7 protein-coding genes are annotated in these 12,701 nt (G+C 48.5%); 4 read left to right on the top strand and 3 right to left on the bottom strand.

The genetic code is table 11. From position 1 onward, the window contains the following. Both M4J38_RS13020 and M4J38_RS13015 read right to left on the bottom strand, forming a co-directional pair. A complete protein-coding gene (locus M4J38_RS13020; protein WP_251760044.1) occupies positions 1 to 1,335 on the bottom strand; it encodes an FAD-binding oxidoreductase in 1,335 nt (444 codons plus the stop codon). Positions 1,336 to 1,395: 60 nt separating this feature from the next. Further along, positions 1,396 to 2,280, bottom strand: a complete 885-nt coding sequence (locus M4J38_RS13015; RefSeq protein WP_251760043.1) for a decaprenyl-phosphate phosphoribosyltransferase — start codon at positions 2,278 to 2,280, stop codon at positions 1,396 to 1,398. A 118-nt stretch (positions 2,281 to 2,398) separates the two neighbouring features. Between M4J38_RS13015 and M4J38_RS13010 the strand changes: the two genes are divergently transcribed. Beyond that, positions 2,399 to 4,009 (top strand): hypothetical protein, encoded by a 1,611-nt coding sequence (locus M4J38_RS13010; RefSeq protein WP_251760042.1) that lies wholly within the window; start codon positions 2,399 to 2,401, stop codon positions 4,007 to 4,009. 94 nt (positions 4,010 to 4,103) lie between these two features. Here M4J38_RS13010 and M4J38_RS13005 read toward each other — a convergent pair whose 3' ends face one another. Next, positions 4,104 to 5,465 (bottom strand): T9SS type A sorting domain-containing protein, encoded by a 1,362-nt coding sequence (locus tag M4J38_RS13005; RefSeq protein ID WP_251760041.1) that lies wholly within the window; start codon positions 5,463 to 5,465, stop codon positions 4,104 to 4,106. A 280-nt stretch (positions 5,466 to 5,745) separates the two neighbouring features. Between M4J38_RS13005 and recG the strand changes: the two genes are divergently transcribed. The 3 genes from recG to M4J38_RS12990 all read left to right on the top strand — a co-directional run bounded on the left by recG (position 5,746) and on the right by M4J38_RS12990 (position 12,668). Then, positions 5,746 to 7,869: an ATP-dependent DNA helicase RecG gene (gene recG / locus M4J38_RS13000; protein WP_308217828.1), complete on the top strand. Its 2,124-nt coding sequence runs from the start codon at positions 5,746 to 5,748 to the stop codon at positions 7,867 to 7,869. 479 nt (positions 7,870 to 8,348) lie between these two features. Continuing rightward, positions 8,349 to 11,507, top strand: a complete 3,159-nt coding sequence (locus M4J38_RS12995) for a PKD domain-containing protein (RefSeq protein WP_251760040.1) — start codon at positions 8,349 to 8,351, stop codon at positions 11,505 to 11,507. 33 nt (positions 11,508 to 11,540) lie between these two features. Next, positions 11,541 to 12,668 carry a PorP/SprF family type IX secretion system membrane protein gene (locus M4J38_RS12990; protein WP_251760039.1) on the top strand — a complete coding sequence of 376 codons (1,128 nt, stop codon included), beginning with the start codon at positions 11,541 to 11,543 and terminating at the stop codon, positions 12,666 to 12,668. Positions 12,669 to 12,701: the final 33 nt, after the last annotated feature.

Genomic DNA, 12,701 nt, shown 5'->3' with positions numbered 1-12,701 from the left:
TTATTTTGAAGTAAGGTGTAATCTTTCCGATTGAACGGATCTTATTTTATTGGCGGGATTGTATTTCTTTACGATCTCCCTGAAACGCGGCAGATTGGGATAACCGGCCTCCAGTATTTCGGGTTTCATCCGGGCATCTTTCGACATGTACAAACGGCCATTGTATTTCAGCACGATCTGGTCCAGTTCATCCAGGAATTCAAACAAGCCATCTCTTACCGGAAAGTCGAGGGCCAGCGTATAACCTTCGCTGGGAAATCCGATGAGCGTATCCTTATCCCCGAACACTTTCAGTACAGCGAGGAAAGAACCCATGCCCCGGTCGCTGATTTTCTGGAGAATTTCAATAAGGCCCTGTTTGGCGCTCATGGGCACCACGAACTGGTATTGCACGAAACCTTTTTTCCCATAGCCCCGGTTCCAGTGCAGGATCGCGTCGAGCGGGTAAAAGAAGGGCTCGTAAGAAACAATGTTGTCGATGTATTTCTTGAAATTTTTCCCGTAATACAAAAAGTTGAAAGCCTTAACGGTAAAGGTGTTCAGTACCCATGATGGGAGGTTGAAGGGAAAGGTAATCTGCTTTTTTTTCGGCAGGGCCAGCGGCGCTTCTTTTTGTTTGGGAGAAAGTTCATCCAGCTTCGCGTGTTCGCCCACCATGAGGATACTGCGGCCGAAGTTCTTCCCTTTTTTCAGGCAATCAATCCAGGCTACGGAATAGGTCCAGTCTTTGTATTCATCGAAAAGACGGATGATCTCCTCCAGGTTTTCGGCCTTAATTTGCTTCTGGCGGATGTAAGATGTTTCAATCTTTTTCATGGAGAACTTCACCCGCGTAATGATGCCCGTAAGGCCCATGCCACCCGCTGTAGCTTCAAAAAGATCGCTGTGCAGGGTGGGGGAGCAGGTAACGGTGGAGCCGTCTGCGAGGAGTATGTCCATGTCAATCACATGGTGGGAAAAGTTTCCGTCCACGTGGTGGTTCTTGCCATGTACGTCGCTGCCGATGGCGCCGCCTATGGTGATGTATTTGGTACCGGGCGTTACGGGCAGAAACCAGCCTTTGGGAATCGATACTTCCAATACCTGATCAAGGGTGATGCCGCTCTGGCATTCAAAGATGCCGTTCTCCGTATCGAAGGAAAGTATTTTGTTGTATTTCGTGGTATTGATGGTACGGGTGGCCAGCGAGGCGTCGCCGTAACACCTGCCGTTGCCGCGTGGGATGAAGGGATCGTCTTTGGTTACCAGCTTCTGAAGGTCCTCATCGAAGCTGAAAAGTTGTTCATCCGATTCCATTACCGGGTAATTGCCCCAGTTCGCGATTGCTTTTTTCATGTGCACCGTTTTCTGATTGTTTGCCAGATGAAATATGTTCCGTTATCAACGGAGTGTATCTCATTTGAATATGGTAATATCTTTCATGTAAATGATCGAAATATAGCTGGCAATCCAAAGGAGCAGGGTAACCTGGATGAATCGGTCTTTGTAAAGGATTTTAGTTGGAGAACCGGAATCGGCGGATACGTAAATGATTTGTAAATATCGCATAATTCCGGCTAAAACAAAAAGGCAGGTATAATAAAGGCGGTAGGTGCCCATTCTTTCTTCTACTTCCGGCGACATGGTGTACATGAAGTAAGCCACCACAATTACGGAGCAAACGAGTGCCAGCAGCGTATTCATGAAGTCGAGGGAGTACCCTTTGATGGCCTTGCGCATATCGGTGCCTGAACTGAGTTTCAGCAGGATATCGTCCCGCCGTTTTCCGATAGCCATGAAGAGCGCGAGCAGGAACACCATGATGATGATCCATTCGGAAAGCGGTATAAAAGAGATCACGGAACCAGCTTTAATGCGCAGCACAAACCCGATGGCCACCAATACAATATCCAGGATGGGAATATTTTTCAATCCGAAGGAATAACCCAGGTTAATCAGAAAGTAAATACCCAGGATAAAAGCGAATTTATCACGAACGAACCAGGCCAGGGTAAAGCCACCGGCCAGCAGGATGAAAAAGATCACCAGCGCCATGTTGGGGGAAACAGCGCCGGAAGCCAGCGGGCGTTTGCATTTTACGGGGTGTTTCTTATCATCTTCCCTGTCCCTGTAATCATTTAATATGTAGATAGCGCTTGCTACGGCGGAAAATGCGAGAAAGCCAAGGAAGATCCGGTACATCACCGGGAAGTTGAAGAATTCTCCCGCAAAGAAAACCGGAATATAAAGGAACAGGTTTTTGGCCCAGTCTTTCGGTCTTAATAGTTTCAGATATGCCACTGGTAAGAGTTTGAGCGCCAAAATACACACAATTCATTAAAAGTTATAGCGTTTTAGCTGGAACAGTGTGATTATTTTTAATAAGTTTACAAATACAACTCCCTGTAAAACAACTTTTATGTTGAAAAAATGGTATGGTTATACCGATATCTTCTTTATCCTTCTTCTGGCCGTGGTTCCGCTCTTTGTTACTTTTCCCTACCGGGTGAACATCTTTCTGTCGTGGGAAGGCGCTTACCGGATAAGCGAGGGACAGCTTCCCTTCCGTGATTTCGGCACGCCGCTGGGTGGCATGTATTGGGTGATTCCCGGCATCTTCTTTAAAATTTTCGGTCCGCAAATGGTGAGCCTCATCAAGGCGCAGGTGTTTATCAACATCATTTCCGGGCTGGCTTTCCGTTCCATCCTGAAGAGCCTTGATGTGCACGCGGGCATCCGGTATATTTCGGTATTGCTGTATTGTATTTCCTTTTCTTTTTTTAATTTCTGGCCATGGTACAACCATTCGGTGATCGTGTACGAATTCATTGGACTGGCTTTCCTGTTCAGGTACCTCTCCAACGCCACGGCGCCGCGCGCCTTATTTTTCGCGCTGCTGGGCGGGGTGTTTATGTTCTTTTCCTTCATGACCAAACAGGACGGCGGCGCCATGGGATTCCTGATCGGCGCGGCCCTGGCTGCTTACCATGCTTTCACGAATAAGGTATGGAAGGGATTACTGCTTTATGTAACAGGTTTCGTGGCCTTGCTGGTATTGGTGATTGCTACACTTGGTCCGAATGGTTTCGGTTACTGGTTCAACCACGGCCAGGCGCCACACAGCGCACGGGTGGTGCCATTCGACCTGCTGGATGAATTTTTTACTGGCTCCGAATGGATCAAGTTTTACCTCGCCATTATTTTTATATTGATGATACCCCGTTTCAATAGGTTCAAAGACTGGCTGAACGATAAGGGTGAAGTGATGTTTTTTCTGCTCACTATGGCCATCCTGCTGGAAGCGAGTGTATTCCAGGTTACCAGTTATACGCCTCCGGACAATAATATTTTCTTCCACAGCTTCGCTTTCGCCTTCATCCTGTACAGGTTGAGTAAGCTGGCGTTGCTTGATTTCGCGAAACCGCTCACGCTTTTCATAGGCTTTGCCGGATTGATGCTTTGGTGGAGTGAAGTGTACTGGAAATACATTCAGCGCATCGCCGCAAGGGCGTTGCCACCTTCCGAAGAAGTGGTTTCCGCCACTGGTGAGAATGTGGTGAACAAGAAAACTTATATGATTCACCCGCCCGCAAAGGATGTTCCCATGGAGCAATGGACTTTCAGTAAATTGAAAACACTGGAAAAAATATACATGCCACAACCCACCGTTGATGGTATTGAAAGGCTGATGAACATGCAGGTGCTCAAAAAACAGGACCCGAAGGTGCTGAACATGAGCGAACTCACTTCGCTTGCGGCGGAAGTGCCTTTCAAACTGGAGAAAGGGTCCGAATATCCGTTATGGTATCACCTTGGCGTGGGTATGTTCAACAAACAAGCCGCTTTGTTTGAAAGCAAAATCAGCAGGAAAGAATATGACCTGGTGTTGTTTGAATACATTCCCACACTCAATAACTTTTACCCTTTCCGAACCAGGGATAGCCTGAAAGTGCATTATCAGCTGGTAGACAGTTTTCTCGCTCCCAGAAGAGGCGATACACAGGGGATGATTGAAGTGTATACAAAATAAGTACTTTGATAAAAAAGTATTGCCCTATAAAAGAACTGGCGCATCACGTGAATGATGCGCCAGTTCTTTTATAGGACTGTAGGAACTATTCCCGTTATTGTTTAATCACTGATTCCGACCGGGTGAACGTCCCATTGGTATACTGAACGATGTACCTTCCTTTGGGCAGATTGCCTGCGGGAATCGTAAAGGTTGCCGCGGCTTCCTTTTTTTCAGCGATAATATTTTTGATGGTCCTTCCCTGGCTGTCGAGCAGTGTGATCACTACTTTGCCGGTTGCGGCATCGTTCACGAACAGCTTCAATGGCTGCGATCCGGTGAGCGGGTTGGGGCCTGCACGGAAACTGCCTTCCGGTTGAGCCGTCACCTTCATCAGGTTGAAGTATTCTTTTTTGCCGGAATGATCGGTTTGGGAGAGGCGATAAAATACTGTTCCCGAAACAGGGCCGTCGGTAAAGGAATAGCCTGTGCTGGCCGCTCCCGTATAAGCAGAAGGAATGTCGGCGAGGTGCGTGAATGTAATGCCATTGGAAGATTTTTCCAGTGTGAAGAAGTTGTTGCCGGTTTCCACCGCCGTGTTCCAGGTAATCAGCACTTCGTTGTTGTTTTTCAACCGGGCTTCCATACTATTCATCACCACCGGTGTGGGCGCACCTGCGGCGCTGATCCTGTATTGCAGCATCCACTCGTAAATGTTCATTCCGTCTTCCTTGAATGCGGGATCATAGGTTTTGGTCCATGCGTCATGGGTGTCACCTTGTGTTACAATCGGGAAGATGGTCTTTTTAGGTGTTACCTCAGGAGATAGGGCGTTGATGTAACTGATGAAGTTGTTGGTATTGGAAACCGGAGTGGTGCGGTCGCCATCATTGTGGGTGGCCCAGATATGAAGTTTGGCGTCCACCATTTTTTCGGCTTTGGAACTGGTGGGGGTGGTGGCGCCGCAAACGGGTACAATGGCGGCTATTTTTACGGCGTTCTGCAGGGAGCTGCCCACAAAATCCCAGGTGGCACCGCCGCCCATACTCATTCCCGTGAGGTAAATACGGCTTTTATCAACGCGGTAAGTCTTGTAAGCGTATTCCAGCAGGTTGTTGATGTCGGTGTTGTTGGGAGTGGCGGTAAATTGCGGTGACAGTACAATAAAAGAAAAAGTACTGCCATTTACAGAAAAGCTGGTAGGAAACTTGCTCTGCTCTATCAGCAGCGGTATCCCATACTTCGCGACCAGTCCAATTTCAGAAGGCGAGCCATTTCCCAACTGCCCGCGACCGTGAATGCTGATCAGCAAAGGGTACTGCCGGGCATTGTCGTTGTAACCAACGGGTAAATACTCATAAAACCCCTTTACCTGCGAAGAAATATTCACTTGTTTGGGCGTATGCGTTTGGGCCATTGCCGCTCCGCAACATAAAAAAGACAAAACGACTAACCAGGATTGTAAACCTTTGACCATATACTTCTTGTTTGATAAGTGTATGGTACGGATGATGCGGGAAATTCCTAGGATGGAAACGATTACATATAGCAGGCTTACTTTAAAAACCGGGCCAATATCTGAATATTCTAACAATTATGCAAATACGTAGCATAATTTTCTAGGAATTAATATTAAAGAAAGGCTTTACGCAAAAAGTTAATATGTTGTTTCGGCGCAGGCTTGGGTAAAAAGTTCCCGGAAATAGAAAATTTTCTACGGCCGAACAGGATGGCCTTCCTGAAAATAGGAACAGGCTATCTTTGCACCCATCGAACGCAACAATTCCATATTATCCACACCCATCGAATACCTCAAAGGTGTTGGTCCGCTCCGTGCGGATATGCTGAAGAAAGAATTGCAGTTGTTCACTTTTAAGGACCTGCTGGAATTTTTCCCTTACCGCCATGTGGACAAAACACAGGTAAGAAAGATAGCGGAAATCACCCCGAATACCGACTACATCCAGGTGGCCGGGGTATTGTACGATATGCAGATTCAAGGGGAGAAGAAGGGGAAACGGTTGACGGCCTTCCTCAAAGATGGTACGGGAATACTTGAACTGACCTGGTTCCAGGGCATATCCTGGGTGCAGAAGACGATCGTTCCCGGGCAGCAATACCTTGTTTTCGGTAAAACAGGTTTCTTCATGGGGAAACCACAGATGGTGCATCCGGAACTCGAAGTTTTTTCTCCCGCCGCGAAGGAAGGGAAATCGTTCCTGGAACCCGTTTATCCCAGTACCGAAAAACTAAAGGCCCGTGGATTAAGCGGCCGCGCCATCTCCAAACTAAGTTTTGAACTGCTCAACAAGGTGCCCGCCACTGAACTGAAGGAGAACCTGCCCGAGTCATTGTTGAAGGAACACCAGTTGATGCCCCGTTACCTGGCGTACAGGAACGCCCATTTCCCGGTGGACACCGCACATTTCGACGCGGCCATCCGCAGGTTGAAATTTGAAGAGTTCTTCTACGCGCAGCTCCGGCTGAACCTGGTGAAATCGCAACGGCACCGCTTCTCACGGGGTGTGGTATTCGATAAAGTGGGAGCGCTGTTCAATACGTTCTACCATGAGCATCTTCCTTTCGACCTAACGGGCGCGCAGAAACGCGTATTGAAAGAAATAAGACAGGATACAGCGCAGGGCAAACAAATGAACCGCCTTTTGCAGGGTGATGTGGGGAGCGGTAAAACCATTGTGGCCCTGCTCTCGATGCTGCTGGCCGCCGACAATGGTTTCCAGGCCTGCCTCATGGCGCCCACTGAAATACTTTCGCGCCAGCATTACGAAGGAATCTCAGCGCTGTTGAGCCAAATGCCGGTGAAGGTAGCCTTGCTTACCGGGAGTCTGAAGGCCGCGCAAAAGAAAAAAATACTGGCCTCGGTGCTTTCGGGAGAAACCAACTTCCTGATCGGTACCCACGCATTGATAGAAGATAAGGTGCAGTTCAGTAACCTTGGACTGGTTGTGGTAGACGAACAACACCGCTTCGGGGTAGAACAAAGGGCGAAACTCTGGAAGAAAGCGGCCATTCCCCCGCACGTGCTGGTAATGACGGCCACGCCCATCCCCAGAACACTGGCGATGACCGCTTACGGCGATCTTGATTACAGTGTCATGGACGAACTTCCACCCGGAAGGCAACCTGTGCACACCGTTCACCGTTATGAAGATGCAAGGCCCAGGGTAATGCAGTTCATCCGCGCCGAAATTGATAAGGGGCGACAGGCATACATCATTTTCCCGCTGATCGAAGAATCGGATAAACTGGATTACGAGAACCTGATGAAGGGGTATGAAAATGTGAAAGCCTGGTTCCCTGAACCGAAATACTGGATCAGCATGGTGCATGGCCGCCAGCCTGCGGAACAAAAAGAAACCAACATGCAACGGTTTGTGCGCAATGATACTCAGATCATGGTGAGCACCACCGTGATAGAAGTGGGGGTGAATGTGCCGAACGCCAGTGTGATGGTGATTGAAAACGCGGAAAAATTCGGACTTTCACAACTGCATCAACTGAGAGGACGGGTGGGAAGGGGGGCAGAAAAAAGTTTTTGCATACTTTTAACAGGGCTCAAAATAACAAATGACGCCAGGGAACGGTTAACAACGATGTGCAAAACCAACAACGGTTTTGAGATCGCCGAAAAAGACCTGGAGTTAAGAGGCCCGGGAGATATTGAAGGCACCCGCCAGAGCGGCGCGCTGAACTTCAAACTGTCGGATATCGTACAAGACAAACCCATCCTTGAAATCGCCAAAACTGCTGCAGAGAAAATAGTTGCCGCCGATCCCGAACTTAATTCGGCCGAAAATTTGCTGGTAAAAGATCACCTGCGATCCCTGAAAGGCAAAACCGAATGGAGTAAGATATCGTAGCTGCATACATTGCAATCTATTTATTAACTTGTAGAAAAGTAACTTTGAAAATCTTCAGTTACATAGTATTGCTTGCAGTACTTTTTTGGACCACCCCTGATGCCGTAGCCCAACATACGCACTTCCCGAATATTGAGTTTACAGAGAACAAGGGGCAATGGCCAGATGAAATTTTGTTCAGGGGCCAGGCTGGAAACGGGTATGTATTCCTGACTAAATCAGGCATCAGTATCTTGCAGTATAACCCCGACGATTTACAACGGTGGTCGCAATACCTTCATAAACATCAGCCAAATTCAGGTATTGACTCCGGAGTGCTACGTTACCATGTTTATAAGGTCGCACTTCCGGGCGCAAAAATTGATGCGCGAAAAGTTCGCGGTGACAAAGCACTTCAATCAGTTTCAAACTACATCAACGTTGGGCGGGACAAGGTGAAAAGGAGTGCCGGAGGATGCAAGTCCTATACTGCTGTATCCATGAACGAAATCTATGAAAATATAGACCTTCGGTTTTACTCAGATGGCGGGCAGCTTAAGTATGATTTTATTGTAAAACCTGGTGGAAAAGTAGAAGACATTACCCTTCAATACGAAGGGGTGTCCAAAATGCAGGTGAAGCAGAACCAGCTTAAAATAAAAACTACAGTAGGTGAGGTAACGGAACTGTATCCGCTTTCTTACCAGACTGGTGAAAATGGCCGGGCCGAAATAGGGATGCGATATGCGCTGAAAGGGAAAGAGGTGAAATTCAAAGCTGATACTTACGACCGCTCAAAGTCACTGGTAATAGACCCTACGATTGTATTTTCAACATTTTCCGGAAGTGGATCCGACAACTGGGGCTTCACTGCCACTTATGGGGCGGATGGAAGTTTTTACGGAGGGGGAATAATAATGGGAGGGGATTTTCAAACTACTCCGGGCGCGTATCAGAGCCGATTTGGGGGAGGTCCGACTTCTCCCACCTCTGAAGGATTTGATGTGGGCATTATAAAACTGGATGCACTGGGAAGAAACCGTATTTATTCCACGTATATAGGAGGTTCCGGCAACGATCAGCCGCACAGTATGGTGGTTGATGCACAGGGGAATTTGGTAGTTGCCGGTCGCACAACCTCCCCGGATTTTCCATTGAACAGCGCTGCAGATGTAATTGGAACGCGGGGGGGCTGGGATATTTTCGTGGTGAAACTGAATGCCAACGGAACAGCCGCCATCGGCACAAAAATTATTGCTGGCAGGGGGGATGACGGGGTTAATGTTTCGGCATCCCGGGGTGGGCCTTCTTCGCTGGCTAGAAACTATGGTGATGACGCACGCAGTGAAGTGATACTTGACAGAAACGGGAATATTTACCTGGCCTCCTGTACGCAGTCTGATAATTTTCCCGCTCGCAACGCATTTAGTACAACGGAGCAAGGGCTTCAGGATGCGGTATTGCTGAAATTTAATGCCGATTTATCTCAGATGCTTTTCGCCGCAAGGTTTGGAGGAGCAAATAACGATGCCGCGTTTGTGCTGGCTGAAAATCCGCTCACTGGGAATATTTTTGTTGCTGGCGCTACGGAGAGCAAAGATATTTCTGGACAGATTACCAATGTTCAGCAGGGGCAGTTGTTGGATGGTGTGGATGGCTTTGTTGCTGAAATTACACCCGATGGTAGCGCTATGCGCCGCTTCTGTTATTACGGAACCACTGGCACAGACGTTATTTTCGGTATACAATTCGACAGGGCAGGTTTTCCTTATATTATGGGCACTACAACGGGCTCATGGCCGGTGTTGAATGCAACATATTTTCAAAATGGCGGAAAGCAGTTTATTTCTAAATTGCGCCCTGACCTTACTGATTACGTGTATTCCACCACATTCGGCACTTCCAACGGTCCTAATATTTCGCCAACAGCATTTCTTGTAGACAGGTGTGAAAATGTTTACGTTTCTGGCTGGGGTGGGAAAATTGGTGCCTATGGGAACACCGGCTTAGGTACTTCCGGTCTTCCGATTACTGCAGATGCGTACCAAAAGGACACGGATAACGGAGATTTTTATTTTATTGTCATAAAGCGGAATGCGGAGTCGCTGCTGTATGGTTCATTTTTCGGACAGGCCCTGGGAATTACCGAACATGTTGATGGCGGCACCAGCAGGTTTGATGAAAACGGCGTAATATACCAGGCAATCTGCGCCAACTGTAATGAGGCAGGTGGCCCTCCCAGGCCTCCATTTCCTACTACAGCCGGATCGTGGAGCGAGAAAAATGGGAGTGACAGGTGTAACCTGGGAATGGTAAAAATTGCCTTCAATTATTCAGGTGTGGGGGCCGCACCAACAGCCACAATAAACGGCAGAAGAGATTCCTCAGGTTGTATCCCGCTCGTGGTTGATTTCAGGGATAATATCCGCAACGCTAAGTCTTACGAATGGAATTTTGGTGACGGCTCTCCTGACGTATCTACCACTTCTTTCACCACCCAGCACACCTACACGGCTGTAGGAACCTACACCGTGAGGCTCATCGCCATAGATCCCGAATCCTGCAACGGAAGGGATACGGCATACCTGACTATTCAGGCAGGCGACAATAAAGCTGCGCTGGCTATGGATTTCGAAAAACTTGACCCCTGCGAAGCGCTTAACTACCGGTTCGATAACCTCTCCCTCGCACCAACAGGTTTACCGTTCGGACCAACCAGTTTCGCCTGGGATTTTGGTGATGGAACCGCTATCGTGCCCACATCCACCGCTAGTGTTACACACAGCTATGCGTCGCCGGGCACTTACAATGGAGCTTTGATTCTGCTGGACAACCGGTATTGCAATTACCCCGATACATTGCGCTTCACCATCCGGGTAAGTTCCGTGGTGGAAGCCAGGATAGAAACCCCACCCACAGGTTGTGCTCCTTATGATGCCGTATTCAACAACGTTTCACTGGCAGGGCAGGATTTCTTCTGGGATTTCGGGGACGGCACTACTTCTACGGATGTTAGCCCAACGAAACGATATGAAAATCCGGGTACATACACAGTACGCCTCCGTGCCGTAGATCCTAACACCTGTAACCTGGAAGACGAAACGTCCGTGACCATCACTATTTTCCAGAAACCAACAGCGGCCTTCAGTTACAGTCCTGTGGAACCGGTTGAGAACACGCCGGTGGATTTCTTTAACAATTCCTCCACTGATGGTATACGATACAAATGGCTGTTCGGCGATGGCGATTCACTGATTACCATCAGAAGAGACACTACGGTGCGCCACCAGTACAATGCTACCGGCACTTTCCTTGTTCAATTAATTACGTACAATGCAGGAGGATGCACCGATACGGCCACACAGGAAGTTAGGGCCATTGTATTGCCGTTGGTGGATGTGCCTTCCGCCTTCGTGCCACAGGGCGACGCCCGCGTGAATACTGTTTACGTGGTAGGATTCGGTATCTCGAAAATGCGTTTCAGAATCTACAACCGCTGGGGGCAGCTGATGTTTGAAAGTACCGACAGGAGGCAGGGATGGAACGGAACCTACAAAGGTGCCATTCAGCCCATGGATGTGTATGTATATACACTGGAAGTGGAATTTTTCGATGGTACGAAAACAACCAAAAAGGGCGATATTACGTTAATGAGGTAGCGGCTAATACCGAAACCGGAAAACAGATAGATTATGGGGGAGAAGATGACAACACTGAAGAGTATCTGGACTCGATTGCTGGATTGGATCAGGAATGGGGAAGCCCAACCTGTACCAGTACCCGTGCCCGTAAAAAACAACAGGCGCCTGGTAGGATACACCTTGGCTTGTTTATTAGGTGGGGGCTCATTACAAGCCCAGGACCTGCATTTCTCCCAGTTCTACCACACGCCGCTTACCACGAATCCCGCCAATACCGGGTTTCTTCCTGACGCTGACTACAGGCTGGGAGTGAATTACAGGAACCAATGGTCCAATGTGATGCAGGTGCCTTATAAAACAATGAGTGTTTACGGTGATGCACAAGTGATGCGGGATAAATTTGAAACAGGATGGCTTGGACTAGGTGGCGTGATTCTCCGGGATGTGGCCGGCACCGGTCAACTGGCTTCCACAAAAGTGTACGGCTCCGTGGCCTACCACCAGATGCTGGGTTACAGCAGTTTGCTGAGCGCCGGTTTTAACGTAGGCTATGCTAACAAAAGAATAGATATCACCAAACTCACTTTCCCCGACCAGTTTGACGGGAAGTTTTTTGATGGCCAGATTCCAACCAGCGTTGTAGTTGCACGGAACAATGTAGGCTATTTCGATATGCAGGCCGGACTGAACTACGCGTATTTCCCTACGGAAAATATTTACCTGAACGGTGGCGTATCCGTACACCACATCAACCGTCCGGAGGAAACTTTCTTTACGCCGGAAACTGGTCGTGACACCCGTATTCCACGCCGTTACATAGGATTTCTGAACGGCAGTTTCAAAATGAACGATCTCGTAATCCTGAATCCAAACGTCTATTATACCATGCAGGCCAATTCCTCGGAATTCACTATTGGAGGTTACGCCCAATATAACCTTTCCGGTGATGGCGCCACCCAACTGCTGGGCGGTATCTACTACCGTTCCTCCGATGCCGTGATCCCGATGGCCGGTTTCCAGTGGAACGATCTCCGTCTCACGTTCAGCTACGATGCCACGATATCGGGCCTTGCGCCTTACAATGGTTCCCGTGGCGCTTACGAACTCGGTATCGTAAAACAAGGCTTCTTCAGCACCTACAATGGCGACCGCCGCCAAAGTATGTGTCCTAAATTTTGACCCATCCCGAGCGCAGCGAGGGACCTCCCATCG

Origin of the sequence: Parasegetibacter sp. NRK P23, from assembly GCF_023721715.1 — a bacterium.
Classification (GTDB): domain Bacteria; phylum Bacteroidota; class Bacteroidia; order Chitinophagales; family Chitinophagaceae; genus Parasegetibacter.
The sequence above is the reverse complement of the archived record's forward strand: the minus strand, read 5'-3'. Positions and strand labels throughout refer to the sequence as shown.